The 25,450-nt window shown below is 54.1% G+C and carries 19 protein-coding genes and 1 riboswitch; of the genes, 12 read left to right on the top strand and 7 right to left on the bottom strand.

What is annotated here, in order from left to right; translation table 11 throughout:
• Nucleotides 1-3: 3 nt before the first annotated feature.
• The 3 genes from AC0YNX_RS14845 to AC0YNX_RS14835 all read right to left on the bottom strand — a co-directional run bounded on the left by AC0YNX_RS14845 (nucleotide 4) and on the right by AC0YNX_RS14835 (nucleotide 2,702).
• Complete coding sequence (locus AC0YNX_RS14845) at nucleotides 4-870, bottom strand: bifunctional 5,10-methylenetetrahydrofolate dehydrogenase/5,10-methenyltetrahydrofolate cyclohydrolase (protein WP_475816761.1); 867 nt, start codon at nucleotides 868-870, stop codon at nucleotides 4-6.
• A gap of 94 nt (nucleotides 871-964) precedes the next feature.
• A riboswitch (ZMP/ZTP riboswitch) is annotated at nucleotides 965-1,052 on the bottom strand.
• 26 nt (nucleotides 1,053-1,078) lie between these two features.
• Entirely contained in the window at nucleotides 1,079-2,239 is a 1,161-nt protein-coding gene (locus AC0YNX_RS14840; protein ID WP_475816458.1) for a copper amine oxidase N-terminal domain-containing protein, read from the bottom strand.
• Nucleotides 2,240-2,309: 70 nt separating this feature from the next.
• Nucleotides 2,310-2,702 carry a VOC family protein gene (locus tag AC0YNX_RS14835; protein ID WP_475816457.1) on the bottom strand — a complete coding sequence of 131 codons (393 nt, stop codon included), beginning with the start codon at nucleotides 2,700-2,702 and terminating at the stop codon, nucleotides 2,310-2,312.
• A 197-nt stretch (nucleotides 2,703-2,899) separates the two neighbouring features.
• Between AC0YNX_RS14835 and AC0YNX_RS14830 the strand changes: the two genes are divergently transcribed.
• Nucleotides 2,900-4,780, top strand: a complete 1,881-nt coding sequence (locus tag AC0YNX_RS14830) for a glycerol-3-phosphate dehydrogenase/oxidase (protein ID WP_475816456.1) — start codon at nucleotides 2,900-2,902, stop codon at nucleotides 4,778-4,780.
• 22 nt (nucleotides 4,781-4,802) lie between these two features.
• Nucleotides 4,803-6,290, top strand: coding sequence for a glycerol kinase GlpK (glpK, locus tag AC0YNX_RS14825; RefSeq protein ID WP_475816455.1), 1,488 nt, complete (start codon nucleotides 4,803-4,805; stop codon nucleotides 6,288-6,290).
• A 744-nt stretch (nucleotides 6,291-7,034) separates the two neighbouring features.
• On the opposite strand, the gene arfA is transcribed toward glpK, so the two are convergent.
• On the bottom strand, nucleotides 7,035-8,543 hold the full coding sequence (gene arfA / locus AC0YNX_RS14820; protein ID WP_475816454.1) for an arabinosylfuranosidase ArfA: 1,509 nt from the start codon (nucleotides 8,541-8,543) through the stop codon (nucleotides 7,035-7,037).
• A 207-nt stretch (nucleotides 8,544-8,750) separates the two neighbouring features.
• On the opposite strand from arfA, the gene AC0YNX_RS14815 reads away from it, so the two are divergent.
• Both AC0YNX_RS14815 and AC0YNX_RS14810 read left to right on the top strand, forming a co-directional pair.
• On the top strand, nucleotides 8,751-9,674 hold the full coding sequence (locus AC0YNX_RS14815; RefSeq protein WP_475816453.1) for an ArsR/SmtB family transcription factor: 924 nt from the start codon (nucleotides 8,751-8,753) through the stop codon (nucleotides 9,672-9,674).
• Nucleotides 9,675-9,694: 20 nt separating this feature from the next.
• A complete protein-coding gene (locus AC0YNX_RS14810) occupies nucleotides 9,695-10,678 on the top strand; it encodes a THUMP domain-containing class I SAM-dependent methyltransferase (protein ID WP_475816452.1) in 984 nt (327 codons plus the stop codon).
• A gap of 190 nt (nucleotides 10,679-10,868) precedes the next feature.
• Here AC0YNX_RS14810 and AC0YNX_RS14805 read toward each other — a convergent pair whose 3' ends face one another.
• Together AC0YNX_RS14805 and AC0YNX_RS14800 are read right to left on the bottom strand one after the other, a co-directional pair.
• Nucleotides 10,869-11,861 carry an aldo/keto reductase gene (locus AC0YNX_RS14805; protein WP_475816760.1) on the bottom strand — a complete coding sequence of 331 codons (993 nt, stop codon included), beginning with the start codon at nucleotides 11,859-11,861 and terminating at the stop codon, nucleotides 10,869-10,871.
• A 105-nt stretch (nucleotides 11,862-11,966) separates the two neighbouring features.
• On the bottom strand, nucleotides 11,967-12,833 hold the full coding sequence (locus AC0YNX_RS14800) for an aldose epimerase family protein (protein WP_475816451.1): 867 nt from the start codon (nucleotides 12,831-12,833) through the stop codon (nucleotides 11,967-11,969).
• Between the two features lie 203 nt (nucleotides 12,834-13,036).
• Between AC0YNX_RS14800 and AC0YNX_RS14795 the strand changes: the two genes are divergently transcribed.
• From AC0YNX_RS14795 to AC0YNX_RS14775, 5 genes are all read left to right on the top strand, one after another.
• On the top strand, nucleotides 13,037-13,357 hold the full coding sequence (locus AC0YNX_RS14795; RefSeq protein WP_474652658.1) for a PadR family transcriptional regulator: 321 nt from the start codon (nucleotides 13,037-13,039) through the stop codon (nucleotides 13,355-13,357).
• Complete coding sequence (locus tag AC0YNX_RS14790; protein WP_475816450.1) at nucleotides 13,354-13,911, top strand: HAAS signaling domain-containing protein; 558 nt, start codon at nucleotides 13,354-13,356, stop codon at nucleotides 13,909-13,911. Before AC0YNX_RS14795 ends, AC0YNX_RS14790 begins: the two co-directional genes overlap by 4 nt.
• Complete coding sequence (locus tag AC0YNX_RS14785; RefSeq protein WP_475816449.1) at nucleotides 13,908-14,855, top strand: DUF4097 family beta strand repeat-containing protein; 948 nt, start codon at nucleotides 13,908-13,910, stop codon at nucleotides 14,853-14,855. The genes AC0YNX_RS14790 and AC0YNX_RS14785 overlap by 4 nt, the downstream gene beginning before the upstream one ends.
• A gap of 173 nt (nucleotides 14,856-15,028) precedes the next feature.
• A complete protein-coding gene (locus AC0YNX_RS14780; protein WP_475816448.1) occupies nucleotides 15,029-15,919 on the top strand; it encodes a multicopper oxidase family protein in 891 nt (296 codons plus the stop codon).
• A gap of 31 nt (nucleotides 15,920-15,950) precedes the next feature.
• On the top strand, nucleotides 15,951-17,399 hold the full coding sequence (locus tag AC0YNX_RS14775) for an HD-GYP domain-containing protein (RefSeq protein ID WP_475816447.1): 1,449 nt from the start codon (nucleotides 15,951-15,953) through the stop codon (nucleotides 17,397-17,399).
• Nucleotides 17,400-17,605: 206 nt separating this feature from the next.
• On the opposite strand, the gene AC0YNX_RS14770 is transcribed toward AC0YNX_RS14775, so the two are convergent.
• Nucleotides 17,606-18,490, bottom strand: coding sequence for a helix-turn-helix domain-containing protein (locus AC0YNX_RS14770; protein ID WP_475816446.1), 885 nt, complete (start codon nucleotides 18,488-18,490; stop codon nucleotides 17,606-17,608).
• 607 nt (nucleotides 18,491-19,097) lie between these two features.
• Here AC0YNX_RS14770 and AC0YNX_RS14765 point away from each other — a divergent pair.
• From AC0YNX_RS14765 to AC0YNX_RS14755, 3 genes are all read left to right on the top strand, one after another.
• Nucleotides 19,098-22,985: a response regulator gene (locus tag AC0YNX_RS14765; RefSeq protein WP_475816445.1), complete on the top strand. Its 3,888-nt coding sequence runs from the start codon at nucleotides 19,098-19,100 to the stop codon at nucleotides 22,983-22,985.
• 101 nt (nucleotides 22,986-23,086) lie between these two features.
• Complete coding sequence (locus AC0YNX_RS14760) at nucleotides 23,087-23,806, top strand: response regulator transcription factor (protein WP_475816444.1); 720 nt, start codon at nucleotides 23,087-23,089, stop codon at nucleotides 23,804-23,806.
• Nucleotides 23,807-23,982: 176 nt separating this feature from the next.
• Nucleotides 23,983-25,338 carry a putative bifunctional diguanylate cyclase/phosphodiesterase gene (locus AC0YNX_RS14755; RefSeq protein WP_475816443.1) on the top strand — a complete coding sequence of 452 codons (1,356 nt, stop codon included), beginning with the start codon at nucleotides 23,983-23,985 and terminating at the stop codon, nucleotides 25,336-25,338.
• Nucleotides 25,339-25,450: the final 112 nt, after the last annotated feature.

Below are 25,450 nucleotides of genomic sequence, written 5' to 3'. Positions count from 1 at the left end.
GGGTTACTCTCCTTTCGCGTTCAACTGCTGAAGCTGAATCGCATCAATCAGATTGCGGAAGAGCACGGCGGTCGTGAGCGTGCCGACGCCGCCTGGAACCGGCGATACAGCCGCAGCCGCTTCGCTCACATCTGCAGCTGCATCGCCAATGATGGAGCCATCAGCCGTTTCATTGATTCCGGCATCAATGACGACGAGATTCGGATTCGGCTGCACCATCTCGCGAGTGAGGATGCCCGGCTTGCCGGCGGCGACAATGGCAATATCCGCGTGCCGCAGATGCGCAGCGATATCCGGCGTGCGCGAATGGCAGACGGTGACCGTCGCCTGCTCGCGCTGCAGCAGGTGAAAGAGCGGCAGTCCGACCGTCTGCCCTCTGCCGATCAAGGTGACGTTGCGGCCCTCAAGCGGATAGCCGTAGTGCCGCAGCAGTTCGATGCAGGCTTGAGGCGTTGCCGGGTAGAGGCCCGCTTCGCCCGTTAGCGTCGCCAGCTTATTGGCAGGCGTGACGCCGTCGATATCTTTGAGCGGCGAAATATGGGCTGTGATGTCCGTCGCTGACAGATGCTTCGGCAGAGGAAGCTCCAGCATAATGCCGTGAATATGCTCGTCCGTGTTCAGCGAGAGGATCAATTTAGTCAGCTGCGTCGCCGTAATGTCAGCCGGGAGGCTGTGCAGATCGAAGGCGATGCTGAGCTTCTCAGCCATGCGCTGCTTGGACTTGGCGTAATAAGCCGATGCCGGGTCGCCTTCAATGAGCAGTGTTGCCAAACGCGGTTGAACTCCATCCCTCTGATGTGCGGAGATGCGCTCCCGGATGCCGGCGTAGATGAGGTCCGCCGCTTCTTTTGCCTTCAACAGTCGTGCCATTGTCATGTGAATCAGTCCCCTTATCCATGGAATAAAAAAAGTATTCGCGCTAGGATGCCCATGTCTTGGAAGACAAAGGCGCCGCTTGACGCAAATACTTTACCCAGGCGAACGGTAGATGTGCCGAATGTATGCTTCCCCGTGGTTCATTCCACGTTTTCTCGCCAGTCGCATACCGCATGATTTTGAAGCTAGTGTACCACAGAATCTATCCGCCACCAAGCCCGTAAGAGACAATTTCCCGGTGGCCATCCTCGTTAGACGTGACCTCGAAGTAGAGCTTGTTTCCGTCCTGCTCCTTGAACGTGATGCCGTCATAGAAAGGGGCTAGCTGCTTCGGATCGAGCCTCAGCAATTGATAGAGCGCAGATGTCTTGCCGGATTGGAGATCGGCGATGTACAGCAGCCCTTCGTTCGATCGGAAAAGCAGGAAGTCGCTATGTACCGCCTCTATATCGAATATCGCGTCCAGCCCTGAAAGCTTAGGGAGTGAGTAGGTTTGGACAATTTGAGCGTCGCTATTCACGAGCTGTACCGTGCGGCCATCCGTCATAACTGCCTGTGCGCCTGCCGTTGCTATATTCTGAGGCGAGAACTGCCAATAGTGGGCGTGCATTTGATGAATGATTGCGCCATTCTTCACGAACAAGGTATATTCCTCGTCGTTAATTAACGGCTCCCCGTGCACATGGCTGATCGTAATCAGCTCGCTGTCTTTGCTGATCGAGATAACGCTCATCGTCGCCATCGGAATGTAGCCGAGGCTCAGCTTCGCGAGGCTCTTGCCGACTAGCTTCTGCGGTTGGCCTTGGCTTTTATAGTAGAGCGCGCCTGTCGTGCCATCGAGTCGATACTCTCCGCCTTTGCCAGACGCTGTTACATATTGAGCGCCGAAGATGGATGCAACGCGGTATTTGGCATCCCATACGATCGTTCCGCCGATTGCGGCGACTACGAAGCGGGCAGGGACATAGATCCGCTTGTTCAGGAGAATGGCTTTGCCGGCAAAAGTCATGCTGCTACCGTCCACCGTCCCTGACTGTTCACCCAGACGAAGGCTGCCCTTATGTGAGTCATATGCGGCATGGATCGTTTGGCTGGCGGTGTCATAGGAGAAAGAAGCGCCGGGAATACCGCCAAGCAGATTGAGCGGGAGCAACAGATTGCCGTCTTTAATAATCGCGGATGTATCGGGTGTAGTCAGCTGAGTGCTGTTGAAGTAGACGAAGATCGGCTTGCTGGCTTGCTGCTGGGCAGCGGCTGAGGCTCTATTCAGTGCGTTCGGCGGTGCGGCGGCAAAGGCGGTCAAGGTGGATGCAGCGATGATAGCTGCGGCGACTGTCCGTTTCGTTAGGATATTCAGCTTCATTGTTCAGGACATCTCCTAATCATTGGAATGAGTTCGTATGATCGGATAGACGCTCCTGGACGGGAAAAGGTTACACCGTGCTATATTCCATAAATTCCAACCGATTGCCCCAAGGGTCATTAAGGTAGAAACGATAAATGGACTCTGCACTGCGTGCGTCGTCGTTGATTACGGAGACACCAGCTGCAGCAATATGATTGCGGAGCGCATCGAGCCCGCGAACGAGAAAGGCGGAATGTGCCTTCAGCGCCGGAACAAAATCCTGCTGCACGCCAATATGCACCTGATGCGCGCCGCATTGAAACCATACGCCGCCGCGCTTCTGCAGCTCGGAAGGCTTGGGAAGCTCACTCCAGCCCAAGATACCAGCGTAAAAATCCCTTGCTGCTTCCTCGCATCCTGGCGGTGCAGCCAGCTGAATGTGGTCGATTCCATCGAAAGAGAATGCTTTTGCCGTGGTCATAGTAGAAGTGCCTCCTTAAGTCGGTTGTTTTATTGTGTGAAACTATGTTTCATAAATTAATAATATCATATATGCAAGCAACTGGTATGAAATTCCTCTGCGGATTATACTGTAGTAAGAATGATTCCGTAGGTTATATCAGCGTGTAATGAAGCATATCTCGTGGAGTTTCAGCTCATAAGGAGGGCTTGCAGGCGATGAACGAAGCTTTCTCGGCATCGGCGCGGACGACGTATTTGGAACGAATGGCATCAGAACTATTGGATGTGCTCATCATTGGCGGGGGCATTACAGGTGCGGGCATCGCATGGGACGCTTCGCGGCGGGGCTTGCGGTCAGGTCTCGTTGAAATGGGCGACTACGCGCAAGGTACGAGCAGTCGTTCGACGAAGCTTGTGCATGGCGGGCTGCGTTATCTAAAGCAGGGTGAAGTGAGGCTGGTCGCGGAAGTCGGCCGAGAGCGGGCGCTGCTTCATCGTCATGCGCCGCATGTTGTTATCCCAGCGCCAATGCTGATGCCGGTGTACAAGGGCGGCACCTTCGGCTATTTTGCATCCTCGATTGGTTTATATATCTATGATCGTCTGGCAAGAGTGAAGCGTGCGGAGCGACGGCGTATGTATCGGCGCGAGGAGACGGAGGCGCTGGAGCCGCTCTTGAAACGCGAAGGTCTTCGGGGAAGCGGTCACTATTATGAGTATCGGACAGATGATGCACGGCTGACGCTGGAAGTGATGAAGACGGCGCACCGCCATGGCGCTTCCATTGTGAACTACGCCAAGGCAGAGGAGATGCTTTATCGGGACGGTGTTATCTGCGGCGCTAGGGTGAAGGACGTTCGAAGCGGGAAGAGCTACGATATTTACGCGCGCAAAATCGTCAATGCAGCAGGGCCGTGGGTTGATCATGTCCGCAGTATGGATGGCAAGGTTGAAGGGAAGCGGCTCATGCTGACCAAGGGCGTCCATCTTGTAGTGGACTATGCCAAGCTGCCTGTGAAGCAGGCGATTTATATAGATGTGCCTGATGGAAGAATGATCTTCATTATCCCGCGTGATGGGAAGACGTATTTCGGAACGACGGATACGTTTTATAGCGATGATCCGGGCGATGTTGTTGCGACCCGTGCTGACCGGGATTATTTATTGACGGCGGTGAACGCGGCTTTTCCAACAGCTGGTCTGACTAGCGAAGATATTGAGTCGAGCTGGGCAGGAGTTCGGCCGCTCATTCACGAAGACGGGAAGAGCCCCTCGGAGATTTCGCGCAAGGACGAGATCTTCATATCGGACAAAGGGCTCGTTACGATTGCAGGCGGGAAGCTGACCGGATTTCGCAAAATGGCGGAGAAGGTCGTGGATCTCGTCGCAGCAGAGATTAAAGAGGGAACCGGACGAAAGTTCGACCGCTGCACGACGCATAAGGAAGTGCTCTCCGGCGGTGATTACAGCGGCTATCCGAATTTCGAGGCCATGTGCGATGCAATGCTTCTGGAAGGTGAGCGTCAAGGCGTGCCTAAGGAAGCGCTTAGCGGCTGGGTTGCGCGCTACGGCAGCAATGCACCGAAGCTGATGGCGCGATACGCTGCATATGAGCGTGCAGAGGCAAATGAGCAGAGGGCTGCGGCTTCTGCCGGAGCTGGCTTGCCAGTGGCGGCTGCGCGTGAGGATGCTGGGGCTGAAGTGGTTGGTGGAGCGGGGAGTGCTGGTAGTGCCGGTGGCGTAGGTGGATTGGGTAGTGCTGGAAGTACCTCAAGTGCGGGCAGCGCGGCTGCGGGGCACCGGATTACCATCGCGGTTGGTCGTGCGGAGGCTTTGCAGAATGCGCGGCTGGAGTGGGCGCTGCGTGCGGAGCTGGATTTTGCCGTGGAAGAGGAGATGACGTGCAGCGCGGTGGACTTCTTGCTGCGGCGTACGGGGATGATCTTGTTCGACCGGAGGCGTGCGGAGAAGTTGATGGGGACGGTCGTACGGCTGCTTGGGCAGCGATTCGGCTGGAATGAAGAGAAGCGGAGATCGGAGCTGGCGCGTGTGCAGGCAGAGCTGCATGCGGCGGCGGCTTTTCCAGATAGGACATGAGCAGGCTTAAGGGGGAGCATGAATGGGCGAGTATATTTTGGCGCTAGATGAGGGGACGACGTCCTGCAGAGCGATATTATTCGATCGGCAGGGGCGAGCAGCAGCCTCCGCGCAGCAGGAATTTGCTTCGGTGTTTCCGCAGGCCGGCTGGGTGGAACAGGATGCGGGTGAAATATGGCGTTCGCAGCTTGCGGTAATGCGCGAGGCAGCCAGTGGCGTGTCCCCGGAGCAAATTAGTGCGATTGGCATTACGAATCAGCGTGAAACGCTGGTCGTTTGGGATGCGGAGACGGGAGAGCCGCTGCATCCGGCGATTGTATGGCAATGCCGCCGGACGAGCGCGTTGTGCGATTCGTTGAAGGCGGAAGGCTGGGAAGCCGAAGTCCGGGCGCGGACGGGGCTTGTCCTTGACCCATATTTCACGGGGACGAAGCTGAAGTGGATGCTCGATGAGGTGCCAGGGCTTCGCGAGAAGGCGGAAGCTGGGGGCGTGCTTGCCGGTACGATCGATAGCTGGCTGATCTGGAAGCTGACAGAAGGCGCGGTTCATGCAACGGATGTTTCGAATGCTTCGCGGACAATGCTGTTCAATATTCACTCACTGGCTTGGGATGAGGCAATTCTGGCGAAGCTCGGCATACCGGCTGCAATGCTGCCGGAGGTGAGGCCATCGAGTGGGATTTTTGGTTATACGCATTTGCTCGATGGTGACTCTAACAACGTTACACGCGGTATTCCGATTGCCGGAGTTGCTGGCGACCAGCAGGCGGCATTATTCGGCCAAGGCTGCTTCGAATCGGGCATGGCGAAGAATACATATGGAACAGGATGCTTCTTGTTGACGAACACGGGCGAGGCACCGGTTACGTCGGAGAAGGGGCTGCTCACGACGATCGCATGGCAGCTGGACGGCAGGACAACCTATGCGCTGGAGGGCAGCGTCTTTACGGCAGGCTCCGTCATTCAATGGCTGCGCGACGGTCTTGGCTTGATTGCTCATGCATCCGAGTGCGAGCCGCTAGCTGCTTCGGTTGCGGACACGCTTGGCGTGTATGTTGTCCCGGCTTTCACGGGACTTGGCACACCTTATTGGAATGCCGAGGCGCGCGGCATGATAACGGGCTTGACGCGCGGCGTCACTTCCGCGCATCTGGTGCGCGCGGCGCTCGAGTCCATCGCGTATCAAACCGCGGATGTGCTCGGCACGATGGCCGCAGAGTCCGGCCTGCGGCTGAAGGAGCTGCGGGTCGACGGCGGCGCAGTCGCGAATAGCCTGCTCATGCAGTTCCAGGCGGATCTGCTCGGCGTCTCGGTCATCCGCCCGGTCATGCTGGAGACGACAGCACTCGGCGCGGCGTTCCTCGCCGGTCTAGGCGTAGGCTTCTGGAGCGGCACGGATGAGCTCCGCGCACTGTGGGAGCTGGACCGAACCTTCGTCCCGGAGCGGGACGATACCTGGCGCGCCGGCGTATATGGCGGCTGGCAGAAGGCAGTTGGGTATCAGTTGTAGTTGGTGGGATGAGCGGAGCAGGAGGGGAATCCTGCTCCGTTTTTTTGTGTGACGGTGAGAGAGGGAAAAGCCTCTCTCAGACGTGAAAAAGAGGCATTTGCCCGCCGAAAGCGGTTTTTGCCTCTCTCATTGTCCGAAACTGGCGCAATTTGCTCGAAATGGTCTCCGAGAGCGGGAATATCCTCTCTCAGCTTGAATCTTGCGCCAATCTAACGGTGAGAGCGGGAAAAGTCTCTCTCAGCGTCGAAGTGGCACCAAGTAACTGGATATTTGCTGCTGAGAGCACGTATGTGTTCTCTCAGCATGCAAAAACGGCTAAAAATTCGCTGAGAGCACATATATGATCTCTCAGCGCCAGAATGGCAGCAATTAACTCGATATTTGCTGCTGAGAGCACGTATGTGTTCTCTCAGCATGCAAAAACGGCAAAAAGTCTGCTGAGAGCACATATATGATCTCTCAGCATCGGAGTGACACCAAGGGCGCAATTTGCTCGAAATTGTCTCCGAGAGCGGAAAAATCCTCTCTCAACGCCGGAGTGGCCACCGAGTAACTCGAGCATCGCTGATGTGAGTACGAATATGCGCTCTCTCTCAGCATTCTCTCCCCTCCCCCGAGAGTCAATAAACCCGCCTCTCCAGCCGCCGCAGGGCCAACAAAAACAAAACGAGAGCCGAAATATCCGGCTCTCGTCAATAATCCCTTTACCTACCAGCGGTGCTCCCTGCCGCTAACCTCGCAAAACTACCCCAGCTTCACGCGAATCACGTTCCACGACGCCTTGCCGAGCGAGGCGGCAATCCCGCCACCTTCGACCGTGGCGTTGCCGCGCGTGTGCGGAGCAACGCGGTTCGGGGCGGCCTTCGTGTTGGCCGCCTTCAAATCGTCCGACTCGAGCACGATATGCTCGATCAGACGGAAGCTGCCGAAGCTGCGCAGATCGACCGTCAGCGGCAGCGACTCGCTCAAGTGGCGGTTCACGGCGAACACCGTCACTTCGCCAGCCTCGGCATTGTGCACCGCGATCGCGTCTAGGTACGGGACGTCGGTGTAGTCTTTGGCATCATATTTCGGCGACTCCACCAGCGGGACGAGTACCGTGCCGCGGCCAAAAATACTCGCATGCATGTACGGGTAATAGATCGTCTGCTTCCACGCAGCTCCACCTGTCTCCGTCATTATCGGAGCGATGACGTTGACGAGCTGCGCCATGCACGCCATTTTGACCCGGTCCGCACGTTTCAGGATGCTAATGAGCATGCTGCCGACCAGCAGCGCGTCCTCGTGATTGTACACATCTTCAAGCTGCGGCGGCGCTACCGACCACGGCTCGATGCGGGAATCCGCCTCATTGGAATGGTACCAGACGTTCCACTCGTCGAAGGAGAGGTGAACCTTCTTCTTGCTGCGTTTCTTCGCTTGAATGTAGTCGCAAGTCGCGATGACGGAGCCGATAAAAGCATCCATCCCCATCGATTGCGCCAGGAAATTCGCCGTATCCTTGTCGCGGTTGCCATAATATTGATGCAGCGAAATATAATCCACTTCGTTATAGCTGAGGTCCAGCACCGTGCGCTCCCATTCCGGGAAAGTGGGCATGCCAAGTCCGGAGCTTCCGCAGGCGACCAGCTCGATGCTCGGATCGACCCATTTCATCACCTTCGCTGTTTCCGCGGCGATGCGTCCATATTCTTCTGCCGTCTTGGCACCGATCTGCCAGGGGCCGTCCATTTCATTGCCGAGGCACCACGTCTTAATTGCATGCGGAGCCTTATGCCCGTGCTGCACGCGAAGATCGCTCCAATATGTACCGGATGGATGATTCGCGTATTCAATTAACTGCCGCGCTTCCTCTGGTCCGCGCGTGCCGAGGTTGACCGCCATCATCGGCGCTGTGCCTGCTTTGCGGCACCAGTCCACGAACTCGCCAAGCCCGAACAGGTTCGGTTCCAACGTCCGCCATGCCAGCTCGAGGCGCTGCGGGCGCAGCTCCACCGGTCCGACCCCGTCCTCCCAATTGTAGCCGGACACGAAGTTGCCCCCGGGATAGCGCACGATCGGTACGTCAATGCCACGGATCAGCTCCATCACATCGCTGCGGAAGCCTTGCTCATCCGCGCTCGGATGCCCTGGTTCATAGATTCCGCCATAAACGGCGCGCCCCAAATGTTCGATAAAAGAGCCATAAATTCGCTTATCGACCTCACCAATCGTAAAATCTTTATCCACAATCAGCTTTGCTTGCATTGACATGAAGGCTCACCTCTTGATTTAATAAATATATTAATTAGTTAATAAAAAACAGCGTATAACCTAATTAAAACTCACCATGACGGTTTCGCGCAAGCATTTCTTTTGGCAGCAGAGTGATATCCGTTAAGTTGACCGCTGCCCAGTGGAACTATATACTGACATTCGCAGACAATCGGCTATAACTAGCCAAGATACGGAGTGACGACGATGATTCGCGCAAGCTTAGACCGAAAATGGCTCCCCCTCTACGAGGCGCTCGCCAGCGATGTGAGATTGCACATCCTGGAGCTGCTCGCGGTGCAGCCGATGAATATTAAAGATCTTGCGGCGGCGCTTGGCCTAAGCAGCGCTATCGTGACGATGCATGCGAAGAAGCTGGAGAAGGGCGGACTTATTGAGACGAAGCTCGTTCGTCGCGGCGGCGGGACGCATAAGATTTGCTCGATTGCCGAAGGTCACGTCGAGATTACCATTCCGCTAACGGTGGAGCAGAAGCGGGAGTGCCAAGAGGTTTCGGTACCGGTTGGCCATTACACGAGCTTCGATATTCATCCGACCTGCGGTCTTGCCACCAGCGAGCATATGATTGGACAGTTCGATGACCCGCGCTTTTTCCACGATCCGGAGCGGATGCATGCGCAAGTTCTCTGGTTCGGCAAAGGGTACGTGGAGTACCGGATACCGAATTACGTGCTGCTCGGGCAGACGTTGGAGGAGATTGAGATTTCACTGGAGATTGGCTCGGAAGCGCCAGGCGTTCGCGTAGATTGGCCCTCCGACATTCATTTCTACCTCAACAACACGCTGCTAGGAGCATGGACAAGTCCCGGCGACTCCGGCGAAGGGCGGGGCAAGCTGAATCCTGGGTGGTGGAGCGTTAAGCTCAATCAATATGGATGGCTCAAAATCATTCGTATTACAAAAGACGGCACGTACCTCGACGGCCAACGGCTGTCGGACGTGAAGCTAAGCGACATCGTCATGTCCCGCAACGACTGGCTGCTGCGCCTCGCCGTTCCCGAAGAAGCCGAGCATGTTGGGGGCCTCACCATCTATGGCGAGGGCTTTGGGAATTACAATCAGTCGATTGTGTTTCGGACCTATCGTGCAGCGAGTACAAGCAATGAATAGCGGATCCAAGGAGTACTATCATGAGTGAAAATGTGCAAAATATTCCAAGTATGAACACGTATTTCTATTCCGTATCCTTCCACGAGGAAGAACAAGAGTTATGCAGGATGGAGATGCGTTCTCTGTTTGGTTTCGAGCCGCATCATGGTTGTGTGATTTCAGATAAAAACATAAATCCGAGCAGGAGTCCTTTTATCCGCGGCAAGCTCTCCATTCGGCTAACTGCGGACGATGCTTCTGGTATCGCTGAGCAAGTGGGAGAGGCTGTAGCGCTTGAGGGACGAACGTTCAAGGTTTCGTTCGTCGGCAGTGACGTCCCGGTCGACTTCGACCGTCAGCGGGAGATCGAGAAGGAGATCGGCTGGCGAATTGTTGGCAAAGCCGAAATGCGCAAGCCCGATCAATGGTTCGGCGTCGCCATCGTAGGTGGGCGTTACCTGTTCGGGGAATTCGAGAAGAACGAAGCGCTCTGGCTGAAGCATAATGACAAGCCTCAGCCGTACTCGACAGCGCTCAGCACTAGGGTCGCGCGAGCGGTTGTGAACATCGCAGCGCCTGATATTACTGAAGAGCTTCGCGTCATCGATCCGTGCTGCGGTATCGGCACGGTCCTCATTGAAGCTCTGTCGATGGGTATTCATATCGTCGGCTATGACTTGAATCCGCTCGCGCTCAAAGGAGCCCGGGTCAATCTCGCTCACTTCGGCATGCCTGACATCGTGAGCAAAGCGGACATGACGCAGCTGCAGCTTGGCACTGCTTCAGGCAAGCCGCCGTACGATGCTGCAATCATCGACTTGCCGTATAATCTGTGCTCGAAGCTTTCGTCTGAGGAGCGGCTCGCCATGCTGCAGAGCGCCCGCCGCCTGGCGGCTAAGGTCGTTATCGTCTCAACGGAGACGATTGACGAAGATATCGCCGCGGCGCGCCTCGTTGTTACGGACCGCTGTATCGTCCGCAAAGGAAAATTCGAGCGGCAAGTCATCGCCTGCCGGCACGCCTGACAATAGCAAAGGGATTGCAAGCCCGCTTCACGAAGCGGAGCTGCAATCCCTTTTGTTTGTTCTATAGTGGATAAATAGTCCACTGGTGGAGACGGAGTTTGAAGTGCTGCGGCGCTCTGTCAGCGACCAACGTCAACCAACGCCGACCAGCGCCAACCAGCCGAGAGCGTCCCAAGCGCGGCAGTACCAGCTATCGCTTACAGCGGTCCGCCAGCTTCCCGAGCTCCAGCAGTTCGTCGCCGCTGAGCTTGAACGCCATCGCATGCACATTCTCCTGTGCATGCTTCGGCTTGGAAGCCCCGGGAATGGCGAATACCGTCTCGCCATTCGCATGAATGAGCCAGTTCAGCGCGACCTGGCTCGGGGATGCATCGTACTTGCCGGCGAGCTCGGCCAGCCGGTCGATCAAAGGCCGCGTCCGCGCCAGAGCGGCAGGCTTGAAGCTGCCGCTCAGCTTGCGGCCGGCGGCAATCCCGCGCACAAGCTCGGGATTGCTGTGGAACTTGCCCGTCAGCACGCCTTGTTCGAGCGGCGAGTATGCGATAATGGCAACGCCAAGTTCCTTGGCGGTGTCGAGCACGCCATTATGCTCGATGCGGCGGTCCAGCAGGTTGTATTTCACCTGGTTGGACGTAAGCCTCAGACCGTGCGCGCGCAGCGCTTTATCCGCTTCACGCATGCGCGCAGCAGAGAAATTGCTCACGCCGACGTGGCGGATCTTGCCCTGCTGCACCAGCTTCGCCATCTCGTTCATCTCCGCCGTTGCGGAAGAGAACGAGTAGGGCTGATGCACTTGGTGCAGGTCGATGGGCCAGCCCTTCAGTCTAAGCAGCCGCTCGTCGATGGTGCGCGGAATACTGCCGGCTGTCCGCATAACCGGCCACCACTTTGTCGCCACATGCGCACCGCGTGCCGCATTGCCGAGTGCATTAAGCGCACCCGCCAGCGCTTCTTCCGACTTGCCTCCGCCGTACACCTCGGCGGTATCGAACCAGTTGATGCCGCCCTCAAGGCTGGTGCGCACAATGCCGAGAATATCCTCATCCGCAAGCACCGGCCAGAACTTGCCGACCATTCCGCTGCCCTTGCTGAACTGCCAGCAGCCCAGCCCGAGCGGGGACAATTCCAAATCCGAATTGCCAAGCCTCCGCCGCAGCTGCGTATTCGCTTCCGCCGTTTGCATCGCCATAGCACCAATTTCCCCTCTCGTATGCCCCAACGTTCACATTTTTCACGAGTCAAGCGTCATCATTTGTTTTACAATGCCTTCGGTACTTCTATTCCGCCATTACTGCTCAAAAGCAATCGACAACTCCAGCTGCTGCTGTGAACCCGCCGCCAGCATCGGCAGCTCGTCTCTCCGGTTCAGCTCGCTGGTTAACGCCATCCATGGTTCAACGCAGACGAATGGCGAACCGTTTACCTGCCACAGCACGACATATTTGAACGCATCGCTGTAACGCAAAGTGACTTTGCCGCTTCCATCCGGACCTGGGAACGAAATATGCGGCTCGGTTGCATCCAGCAACGCGACCGATTCTTTGAGCCCGGTAAGCACAATCTCTCCCTGAACATCTTTGACGATATTGTCGTTATAATCGAGATATTGGGAGGCATCTGTTCCATACAGAAGATCCTTCGACTTGCTGCGGAAGTACGGGTGGAAGCCTGCATAATACGGCATCGCCGAGTCAGATAAGTTGCTGTACGTCTGACGAATTTGCAGCTCGCCGTGGACTAGCGCATAGGTGAATAGCAGCTCAAAATCCCAAGGGTACTCTTGTTTCGTGCTCGCATCGCTGCGAATACGCAGTGTAATGGCGGCTTCGCCATCCTCGTTTGTTGCAACAACTTCCCATGGCCGATTGCGTGCAACACCGTGGTTACGCATCGTATATTCCGCGCCTTCCCACTCATACCGGCCTTCCACGAGCTGTCCGCAGATCGGGAACAGCACAGGGTTGCCTCCGCGAATGTTAGCAACAGGATCGAGCAGAGTTTCTTTGTCCAAGTAGAACAGCTCCACGCCGCCAAGTACGCAGCTTATCGCAATGCCGCCTCGCTCTGGGCAGACCGTAACAGAAGAGTTCGTTGCCGTGTCAATTAGTGTAAACAGCTCATATGTATCTACCGTGCGCATCACTTCATAGCTCATTACTTCAGGACTCCCATCATCATCAGGTTATATGCGATCAGCATACCATATTGCGACAGTGTACTAAAGCGAGTGCCTATTTTACAAACCACTATATTGCATTGTAGAATAGCTGGTGATATAGTATAGCTGCGGGACATTTTTTTTGACCCACTATTCTACAATGTTGAATACCTAACGATACCGTATAGGGGTGCTTGATTATGAATGTGCAATTTAAGAAAGGCGTGCTGGACTTATGCGTGCTCGCATTGACCGCATGGGAAGACAGGTATGGCTATGAGCTGGCTGTCAGCATGTCCGCCAAGTTCGAGGTCGCAGTCGGAAGTGTCTATCCGCTGCTGAGCCGACTGACGCAGGAGGGTTATTTCTCCACTTACCTTAGAGAATCCTCGGAGGGACCCCCGCGCAAATATTACAAGCTTACTCCGGAAGGGCATCGGCATCTGATGGAGCTCATTCGCGAGTGGAAGTCCTTCTCCGTTGCTGTGGACGAAATTATTAAGGAAGGTGTAGAGCGATGATCAGGAATCAATATTTGCAGCAGCTATGGGAGCTGCTGGCGCCTGTTCCGGAGCGGATTCGGCGGGAGTGGATGTACGATTATGAGGAGCATTTTCGCATGGCGGCCGAGCACGGCAAGTCGGAGGTGGAAGCGGCGCATGAGCTGGGAGATCCGCGTCTGATTGCCAAAGAACTGCTTCTCACCTACCGCGTCGACCAAGCAGAGACGAAGAACGGAAGCATCACGCTCGTCTCCCGTGCGGTGCTGGCGGCGGTGAGTCTCGGATTCTTTAATTTGATTTTTGTACTCGGTCCATATGTTGGGCTGCTTGGCGTACTTGTCGCGCTATGGGCGTCGGCAATTGGCGTCGGCGCATCTTCCCTCATGGCCCTCTATGAAGGGATGTATGGCGGTGGCGTAACGATGATGCAAGGAATATTTATCGCGATGGTGCTGCTGGGGCTTGGCATGCTTCTCGGTGCAGGCACACAGTGGCTAACGAAAGCATTCTTGAAGATGACGCTTGCCTATTTGAAATTCAATTCCAGAGTGATGAGGGTGAACAAAAAATGAGAAATTGGATTGTTATTGCACTCATCCTGGTCGTTGTCGGCCTGATCGGCGCGTTCGGGACATTCCGTGGCGACTTCTCGTTCGGTACGGAAAAGATCGACCAGCAGGAGTGGATGGAAGCGGACGGCATCTCTGATATCATGGTAGATAGCGGCAGCATGGATGTGACGATTGTGCCAAGCGGCGATCAGAAGATTAAAGCAAAGCTGACCGGCCGCGCCAGCCGCAAATACCGTGACAAACTGAAGCTTTCACTTGATCGCAAAGGGGATCAGCTGAACGTCTCGCTTGAAGATAAAGTCGGCTTCACGATTGGATTAAACTTTCGAAGCGTCGACTTAACGCTGGAGTTGCCGCAGCAGATGTACCGCAAGCTGGTGCTGGACACTGGCAGTGGCGATACTGAGGTGAATCAAATTCAAGCGGACCGCATTGAACTCGACACAGGCTCCGGCGATGTTCGCCTGCAGAAAGTCACAGCTAAGACAGTTAGCGTTGATATTGGCAGCGGCAATTTGCACGCAACGGACATCACAGCGGATGAATTGGCAGAGCTGAAAGCCCAGTCCGGCGACATAACCGTCGAGGGGTTGAAGTCGAAGCAGCTTACGGTGAAGACTGGCAGCGGCAATATTGAACTGGCTGATGTGGATGCGGCAATCAAAAGCGAAGCGAGAAGCGGCGACATCGATCTCGCGCTGGATACGCTGAACCAGCAGGTCGATCTGGAAACAGGCAGCGGCGATGTGTCTATCATGACAAGCGAGCAGCCGCAAAATGCGCATATTACGTACAGCACAGGCAGTGGTGATCTGGACAACGATTGGGACGGGGCAGAGAAATCGACTGATGCGGATGATCGCGATAATCTCGTATTCGGCAGCGGAACAGTTCCCGTGCATGTTCATACAGGCTCCGGCGATTTGGATGTCGGTGCTCGTTAATAAGAAAGGCTCCGTTTGCGCTTTAAGCAAACGGAGCTTTTTTTGCATAAGGGGCTTCAATAATGAACGAGATTTGCCGATATAACTGGTGATAGTAGCATTTTTTTGGGCTCAGGCATGAATCGGCTCCGGTCCGCATAAACTTCGTTGTTTGTAAACGGGGGGAGATGCGTATGGTGGAATCGCCGGATTTGTCTCTTGCGCCTTATCGGATCGAGAACGGGATGAAATGCTTCGAATTGGTTGCCGAACCGGTGCTGCAAGAGCTGCTGCCGGATATTTACATGCAAGGCTACGGATATAACGGCTCAATTCCTGGCCCTACGATTGTTGTAGAGACAGGCGACTGGGTGCGTATCCGAGTTATAAATAGGTTGCCGGAAGCGACGAGTGTCCATTGGCATGGGCTTGATGTACCGAATTCGATGGACGGCGTACCGCCGATTGAACCGTCGCCGTTAATTGAACCTGGTTACGGAATGGATTATATTTTCCAGATTATTAATCCGCCCGGAACGCATATGTATCACAGCCATTATCAAACGCTCCGTCAAGAAATGCTGGGACTTGCCGGATTATTCATCATTCAGAACAAGCAAGAGAAGCACATCCAGCGGGATATTGCTTATATGCTTCAGGAATTTCATCTGAGCGGGCTGGCCAAGAGCGAGCTGCACCCAGGCACTTACACCATCGATCCGTTGTCGGACGGGTTTAACTTCTTTACGATGAACGGTCGCTGCTTCCCGAATACGTCGCCCGTGCAGGTTCGCTTAGGCGAACGCGTGCGGATTCGATTGGCGAATATAGGGATGCAGGGCCATCCGATGCATCTGCATGGCGTGCAAATGCAGGAGACGGCTTATGACGGCAACGAAGTGCCGCCATGGAGACAGCTCCGCAGAAGCACCGTGTTCGTGGCGCCGGGCGAGACACGCGATGTACAGTTCGACGCGTGGAACCCGGGGCATTGGCCGTTTCACTGCCATATTCCACATCATACGTCCAACAACTTTACGCTACCTATTGGAGGCATGTTTACGACCATACAAGTTGCCCGTTAGTTCGAGTATATGTAGCAGAGGAGCTAAGAACATGCAGCTTAAAGGTAAATCTGTCATTGGCCCCATTTTATCCATTCTACTGCCGATTGGCGCATTTGAATGGATACGTTCGCTCGGAACGAAGGATGTTTCCATTGTTGTACCTGAGGGACATTTTCACATTGTAACGATTGTCGCAGCGTTAGCGATACTGGTTGCCATCGGCGTCGGCATCACGGGTCATCGGCTTCGTAACATTAAAGTCGGCTTTATGTCGATCGCGTACTTGTCGCTGTCTGGCGTGTTCTTCCTGCATGGACTTACAACACCAGGATTTCTGATGCATGAAGAGTACATGCCGAAGATATTTGCCCAGCTAAGCGTGCTGCTGACATCGATTTGGCTTGCGCTGTCGGCAGCGAGCTCCGACCATTGGAGCGTTCGCCATCTATCGAAATGGCGCGTGTTGCTCCTCCCTGGGTGGCTGGTGCTGCTCGGCGTGTTATGCGCGTTAACGATCCGTTATCCGGATGCGATTGATCATCTTCCGCTGAACATCAATCCGTACAAATGGATCGCGGGAGCTGCCACATGCATAGCATGTCTGTGGACGATGTATCGCTATTGGCATGCGAATCAGCATGCGCGGATCCCGCTTCAGCAGGCGATTGTATACAGCACGGGATTTATTGTCGCAGCGCAATACATTATATTGATGGGAACGGCCTGGAAGCTCAGCTGGTGGACGTACCACTTCCTGCTGCTCGGTTCCTTGCTTACGATGCTGCTTGGTCTTGTGAGACAGTATTTCTCCAAGGGCTCCTTCAGCACATCGCTGCGCATTCTGTTCCAATCTGATCCGCGCGCTTGGCTAGAGGCGTGGATTACACCGAGCGTTCAGGCGCTTATCATGGCGACGGAAGCGCGTGATTCGTACACGGCAGGCCATAACAAGCGGGTTGCGCTGTATGCGCTGCGGCTTGGGGAAGTGATGGGGCTGTCGAAGCACCAGCTGCAGGCGATAGCCCACGGCGGCGTCGTGCATGATGTTGGCAAGCTGCGCGTGCCGGATGCGATTCTGAATAAGAGAGGCAAGCTCACGGGTGAGGAACGGCTCGTTATTGAGCGCCATCCGGTCTCGGGCTATGAGATCTGCCGGCAGCTCGGCTTCCTGAAAGATGAGCTGTCCATTATCCGTTCGCATCATGAGAAATGGGACGGTACCGGTTATCCCGACCGGCTGAGCGGAGAAGGCATTCCGTTGCTCGCGCGGATTACCGCGGTTGCCGACGTTTATGATGCGCTGACGTCATCGCGCTCCTACCGCTTGGCGATGGCACATGAGGATGCGATGGAAGTGATTCTCGCCGGCAGCGGCGTTCACTTCGATCCTGTATGCGTGAAAGCATGGGAGCGGCTCGCGTCCATCGATGCGGAGTTCTTCGCCGAGATTGCGGCGAGCGACAGAACGCTGCGGCTCGTACATAAGACAGCACTGTAATGTAGAAGGCTACCTTGCAAGTCACATCTCGGATGTGGCTTGCAAGGTAGGCTTTTTTACTGGGGAGGGGAAAAGGCGGAGAGAGGATTCTGCGACTCTCGCGCTGGGCCGCCGTACAAAGCCTCCCAGCTCAAAAAACTCTCCTTGAGAAATGGTCAGCGCATCAGCGTGAGTCCGTTCTCCAAGGAGAGTTTTTTTGTTCCTTTTTATGGCCAAATATCCTGGGGCAGCACGTTCAGCTGGGACGCGATGAGCAGCGCCGTCTGCCGTTGGGGCTTGCCGATCTTGCCATTGCGAAGCTTGGAGATCGTTTGCAGAGAGATACCCGTCGCAAGTGACAGCTGCTGAGCGGATATATAATTGCGAGTCATGAGCACCTTGAGTGTCACGGACGGATCAGCCGGCTCTGAGACGGAATGAATGTTAGTAATAATGAAGCCGTAATGAAGCAAGCTGCCGTCGCCGTTGAAGAACGGGCGGAATGTGATATGCAGCTCCAGTTGTACGTTATTCGCAAGTGGCTTAGTTTGGACGACGATCTGATCCATTCTTTGGTGGAGGGTGGCTTGCTTAAGTGCGGATACTAACCGATCTTGGTCGATGTCGTCAAAAAACTTCTGGAGAGACTCTTCTTCAATGCGCAGGTTCGGATCGAGAATCGGAGACGTAGTACTGCGAAAATACCGTTCGATAACGAGATGCTCATTCAAAATACCGGATTGCAGCACTCGTTCGGTTTTGCTCATTGCATCAATCCATGTTCGAGCAGAGATATCCTCGGCCGTGAGCAAATAAGCAGGTTCAGCAGTATCGACAACCTCATCGATCGTTAGCAGTAGAGTCTGTGGTTCTCGCGGCTTGGAAGTCTGCCTCAACATGAAGATCTCCGACCGTTCAGCAGCAATTAGCGCTTGATCGTTCCATGAGGAGAACAGCCTACTTGGCGGGAGCCCCTTGAGCTCATCCTCCGAGCAGCCAACAAGATCTGAGAAAGCTTTATTTACGCGGTCAAATTGCATACTCGCACCATATCCTGTTATGACAGCGAGCGGCGTTTTGAGCGTATGAAAGACAGCGGCAAACAGAGACATCGGGCTTCCCTCACAATCAATAAGCGGCTAGTTTATAGAACAGTATATGTAAGGAAGTCTGAATTTTCAATGATTATTTATAAGTTGTCGCGATTATTTATAAATTCGGACAGTTTTTGCGCCTCAATTTGAACCGGGATGACGGGCTCGGGCACGACTGGCTTGACATTAAAATGTTACAATTACCAAACAATTTCATCTTCGAGGAACTTTCCAAAAGAAGCACTTTCATTCATAATAATACATAGACTAGCATCTATGTTTTGACAACGAAGGAGAGTAGTTTTATATGGCAAACTGTACAGTAAATGAATGTGACAAACCGGTAAAAGCAAAGAAAATGTGCTCGATGCACCATCAGCGTTGGCGTAGGCATGGAGACCCAGTGGTGACGAAGGTCCGCCAATCCGCAGAGCCGACCCCGTGCAAGTGGGCGAATTGCGACAGAATTACAGTAAGCAAAGGATTTTGCTCGAAGCATTACTACATATACCGTCTACAAAACGTGCAGAAAGTGCATATAAACTCGTAATCCATTACTCTTTCGCTATGCCCGAGGTATAATGGCAACAACTACAACTATTGTTCCTTCAGGAGGGCATAAGCTTTGGGGAGTTTCTCACTTCGAACGAAAGTACTCGTGTTAATTCTTTTTGTAACATCAGGCGCGCTGTCGATTGTCGGTTATGGCAACTATACGCTTGCCAAGCAAACGATAATGGATACGCTCGTTGAGAAGGCGAATTCGAAGGTTCAGAACATGGCTAATGGTTTGGCATCCTGGATTGATACAAGGCGCGCTGAAGTAGAGGTGATGAGCCGGACGGATCAAGTTCGTTTCGGATCGGACAGCCAGCGTGAGCTTTATTTCAACACGGAGACGCACCGGGCTAACTCCCCTTATTTATCGCTAGGGTTTGCAGATTTGACCGGACGCATGCGGCTTGATAATCGTACAACAATTAATATATTGGACGAGCCTTCTTTTACGAGAGCGATCAGAGGCAATGTCGTTATAACCGATCCAATGGAAGGGCGTCAGGATAAGACGGAGATTATCGTCATTCAAGTGCCGGTATTCGGCCCGGATAATGAGGTAATCGGCGTTGTGGATGCCTCCCTGCTCGCGAATCGTATGTACCAAGAGCATCTTAATGTTCATGTCGGGACGAACGACTCGCTGTTCTTGTATAACGACAATGCTCATATTTTTGAAGCTACAACGAAGCTGCCTGCCCAATCCATTCACTCAGCGGAGCTTCCTTTTCAATCCATTGCTTCGAAAATGCTTGTCAGCAGTTACGGATATGATACCCTTCATGGTCCATCTGGCGATTCCATACTGTTCTATGCAGCAGTTAGAGGAACGTCTTGGCATATTGCCCTCGATGTACCGCTGGCTGATATTAGTGCGCCGCTCAAGGCGATTCAATGGCGCGCAATCTTAACGATTGCTATCGCGGAATCGCTCCTGACAATCCTCTTCTTCGTATTCTCTGATCATGTTATTCGGCGCATCAAGCGAATCCTTCAGGTTACGGAGGCAGCGGCTGCAGGCCGGTTCGACGTGAACAATGTGCATGATGACAACGGTGACGAGATCTCGCATCTTGCCCAATCGGTGAACCAAATGAAGGTGCATTTAAGCGGGTTGTTCGGCCGTATGGATGCGATGATCAACCAGAACCAGTTTGCATTTATCGTGCTGGATGACCAGTACCGCGTCACTTACTTCAGCAAGGCTGCCGAGAAGATGCTCGGCTATAAATCCGAGGAAGTGATTAATAAGGCGACAGGTCTCTTGTTCGTGTCTCCCGAAGATATTCGCATGGAAGCGCAGCGGCTCAGCAAGAAGTACAACCGCCATGTACCGCCGGACATTACGGTATTCGAAATGCTTCGCGGTGAAAACTTCTCCTACGAGCGGGAATGGAATTATATCCGCAAGGACGGAACGAGCTTCCCGGTCTCGCACAGCTCCAATGGCATGAGCGATCGCGAAGGGCGTTTTATTGGCGTAGCCGGCATCGCCCGCGACATTACGGGGCAGAAGCAAGCGGAGAAGGCGCGCAGCCAGCAACTGAAGGTCATGGGCGCCGCGAAGGACCTCATCGCAACGTTCGATGATCAAGGCCAGCTGATGTATATTAATGCGGCAGGACGAGCATTGCTTGGCATTCACGATTCCCATAGCGATACGGATCCCATGCCGATGCGTTCAATCGGCGAGCTGCTCGATGGCATAGATGAGGCGCGCGTATTCGGCTTCCAGGAGAAGGAAGTGCTGCTGCGCACGATACAAGGCGCTTTTATCCCCGTATCGAAGATTCTCGTCGTGCACCAGGATGATCAGACTGGGGAGACGTTCTACTCTTGTATCGCCCGAGATATTTCGGAGACGAAGCGGGTTCAGCTGGAGCTGGAGCAAGCAAGGAGAGAAGCGGAGAGCGCGAACCTCGCGAAGAGCCACTTCCTCGCACAGATCAGCCACGAGATCCGTACGCCGCTTGCCGGCATTATTGGTCTGACAGGGCTATTGCAGAAGACTGAGCTTACTTCGCTGCAGCTTGAATATCTGCATAAAATGCGGGATTCCTCTGAGGCGCTGCTGCTCATTATTAATGATATTCTTGATTTTGCAAAAGTCGAGGCAGGCAAGATTGAGCTGGACGAGGTGCCCTTCGATCCTTACAGCATGCTGCATAAGCTTACAGAACTGCTTAGTATGTTCGTCGGTGGCAAGGAACGGTTCCAATTTATTGTGGAGACGCCGAATAACTTGCCGTCGCTGCTTATCGGGGATTGGCTACGTATGGAGCAGATCTTGCTCAATCTATGTATCAATGCAATTAAGTTTACCGAGCGCGGTCATGTGCGGTTGAAGCTTCAGGTGCTTCAGAGCAGCGAGCCGGGCGGCAAAGCGAAGATTGCCTTCATCGTGGAAGATACAGGCATTGGCATGAAGGAAGAGCAGCTTGTCAAGATGTTCAAGCCGTTCATGCAGGCCGACGCGGCGACGAACCGCAAATACGGCGGGACCGGTCTCGGTCTTGTCATCGTGAAGCGCCTGGTGGAGCTTATGGGCGGCACGATACAGGTACACAGCGAGCACGGCAAAGGCAGCCAGTTCACTGTTGTTCTCGAGCTGGCCGTGGGCGAAGAAGCAGAGCCGGAGCGCTTTCGGATTGACCGAAGCGATCGGAGCGGAGAGCATTCCGTCTGGGTCGTAGAGGATTATGAGCCGGTAACGGAGCGGCTATGCGTGGCACTTGAAGACAGTGGTCTCACGCCGATACCACTAAATTCTTGGAAGATCGCGCATGAACGTCTGCTGCGTTCGGGCATTGGCGTACGGCCGTTCGCGGTGCTGCTCGACTTTGAAATGCCCGATATGTATGGGGAAGAAACCTGGAACGATATGCAGGAAGCGGCCAAAGAGGCAGGTGTGAAGACGATCGCCCTGACGACAGCCTACGGACGAGAAGAGCTGCTGAAGCTGCCGCTGGAGCATCGTCCAGATGCGATTCTGGTGAAGCCGGCGACCCGCGTCAGTCTGAACCAGATGCTGCTGACGCTGTTCCCTCGGGAGGAGCAGCCGATAGCGGCGGCTGATGTTGAAGCAGCTGCTGCGCAAGCGGAGCTGCCGAAGCAGACGAAAGGCACGATTCTGCTTGCCGAAGATAATCATATCAACCAGCTTGTCGCCGTAGAGCAGCTGCGCGAGTGGGGCTTTAAGGTTGATGTGGTGGAGACCGGCATCGAGGTGCTGAAGCGCATCACGACCAAGCGCTATGATCTTATTCTCATGGATATTCATATGCCGGAGATGGATGGAGACAAAGCCGCGCGGATTATCCGGCAGGATTCGAAGTATGATCGCCTGCCAATTGTGGCATTGACGGCGAATATTATTCAAGAGGATCATGACCGGTACATGCAGCTCGGAATGAACGATGTCCTTACGAAGCCGATTCCGCCGGAGACGCTGCTCCAAATCATCTCCAAGTGGCTCCGCTACAGTGGTGAGCTGCGGGTTGACCAGGCGAAGTCGAAGCCCAAAGAGCGCGATTCGGCGACCACAGCTTATGTGCCGGTGCAGGCGCTCGATGATGAATGGCTGGCAAGAGGCGTTGAAGGTCTCAATCTGGAAGAAGCGCTGCAGCGAGTCAATGGCAAAAGAGATATTTTGACGCATATGCTGAAGCTATTCGTAAAGGATTACAGTACGTTCGAGGAGCGATTGGCCGAAGCGCTCGAGGGACATGATATCACGCTGGCGCGCCGCATGGCGCATACGCTTAAAGGGGTCGCGAGCAATCTGTCGGCAGCGGAGCTGGCAAAGCTGGCCGGGCAACTTGAGCAGCTGCTGAAAGCGACAGAGCCTGAGCAGGAAATGGGGCTCATTTATGAGGCAGCAGCAGCAGTTAATGAGGAGCTTCGACAAATTGTATCAAGACTTGTGACGGAAATGACGGAATTCGACACAAAATCCTAACATTTTTCTAACAATCTATTGTTGGGTTGATCTTCCTATTGTATAGTAATAGTAGAAGGTTTCTGTACGAATCACGACTCCCTTCACGAGGTGAAGAATGCATGTACAAGATATTGGTTATCGAAGATGATGTAATGATGAGCGATATGCTATCCATGTACATGTCTGAAGAAGGCTACGTCATTAAGCAGGCTGCTACTGGTGAGCAAGGTTTGAAGCTGCTGGAGCAGTTTATCCCTGATGTCGTATTGCTCGATTTGATGCTACCGGATTGGGATGGCACAGAACTGTGCCTGAAGATACGGCAGACATCTTCCGTTCCGATTATGATCGTATCGATGAAATCGGAAGTTTCCGAACGTGTACAAGCGCTGCGCGCAGGTGCAGACGACTACTTATGCAAGCCGTTCAGCATGCATGAGCTGAGTGCGCGGGTGGAAGCTTTAATTCGCAGAGCGCGACTGATGCAGACGGCTGCAGCTGGTACGGAAGAGGACGAACTGGAGCAATCGGAGACCGCTATTCGGCTTGATACCGAGCGGAGATTGCTGCTCGTACGCGGGACGCAAGTGGAGACGACTTTCTCTGAGTTTGAACTCATGAAGCTGTTTCTTACCCATCCTGGCAAAGTGTTCAGTCGTGAAGATCTGATCAACGCAATCCGCGGCTTCGATTCATTCGTAACGGACCGGGCCATCGATGTTCATATTGTGAATTTACGTCGTAAAGTCGAACGTAACCCGAAGGAGCCGCATTTTATCCGCACCGTATGGGGTGTTGGGTACAAGTACGTCTCTGAGGCTGAACCGACCCATTCATAGAACGATAGAGCTCTCTGGTGCATAATTATGCGCTGGGGAGCTTTTTATATGGATGGAATATACACTTTAGCAGAATTTTAACGTATAAAATGCTAAATCTCTATTTCCTTTCGTGTCGATTTGTGTGAGAATTTACCTAAGGCACTTATGGGTCGAAAGGATGACGAGCAACGCATATGGAACTATTAGATCCCATCATTCAACGGGAAACGATGCCTCGCCGTATTAATGCGCCAACAACGCAGATGTATGATGCCTTGACTGGACTGCCTGGCCGGAAGGCGGCATTCGCCATGCTGGCTAGAGCGATCTCATTAGCGAAGAAGTGCGGCAGAGGCGTGCTTGCTGCACTTGTAGATATGGACCGTTTTTACTTGATCAACGAAACGAGGGGAACCGCTTTCGGCGATGAAGCACTGCGGCAGATGGCGAATCGGCTCTATGAGCTGAGCCATTGGTCATGCTCGGTCTATCGTTTGAGCGGCAACACCTTCCTCCTGTTCCGGATGCTGCATCTGGAGACGGCCTCGAAGGAATCAGAGAGACTTATTGAGGAACTTAAGAATTCGGTTGAGAGCCTATTGTATGTAAGGGGGCAGCAGCTGTATCCGTTCTGCAGCATCGGCGTAAGCAGCTTCCCGTCAGATGGCGATACAGCGGAGCTGATCGTGCGTCATGCTGACACAGCTCTCCGCCAGGCGAAAGCAGCTGGCGGCAACCAGGTGGCGGTCTATACCGAAGATGATGTGGCGCACATCAATCGGTTGGAGGAGCTGCGCAGGGCGCTAAGAAGCATGAATCCTAGCGACCAGTTGTCGCTGCATTATCAGCCTATCTATGATGCTGCAGGCCGTCTGAGAGGCTTGGAGGCGCTCTTGCGGTGGCATCATGCGCTGCTCGGCAATGTACCGCCTGGCGAGTTCATATCTCTCTTGGAGCAGAGCGGACAAATCGTGGAGATAGGTGATTGGGTACTGGGCGAAGTATGCCGGATGATTCACCGGACGCGGAGCAAAGGGCTGACCGATATTATCATTTCCGTGAATCTATCTCCGCTGCAGATTACAGCGCCTGGCTTCGTTGAGTCCTTACAATCTATACTCGCGCAGACGGATACGCCGGCGAGCTGCTTGGAATTCGAAATTACGGAAAGTATTATGATTGATTCGAGCAAGCGCACAACGACGGTGTTGCACGCGTTGCGGGCAATGGGCGTGCGCATTGCGCTCGATGATTTCGGCATCGGCTACGCCTCGTTAACCTACTTGCGGGAGCTGCCGCTACATACGCTCAAGCTGGATCGTTCGTTTATTTGCCATATCACCGAGCAGCATGCGGAGGCAGCAATTGTGAAAGCTATGATCTCACTCGTGCATGAGCTGGGTTTCGAAGCGGTTGCAGAAGGTGTCGAGACGAAGGAGCAGTTCGAGCTGCTTCGCAGCTGGGGCTGTAATCTATATCAAGGCTATTGGCTTGGCAAGCCGATGAATGAAGAAGCGATCTGCGCGAAGCTGCAGCAGGTGGAGCTATAGAAGAAGTCTGTATATAGGGAATCAACGAAAAAGGGCAGTTTGCGCGTAAGCGGGATTCGGAAATGGCCGAGTTTCCCGCAATGTACAAGCTGCCCTTTCATTTGCGTTAGCG

The sequence above is a fragment of the Paenibacillus sp. J31R98 genome (assembly GCF_056269245.1).
This window is presented reverse-complemented; position numbering and strand designations above follow the sequence as displayed.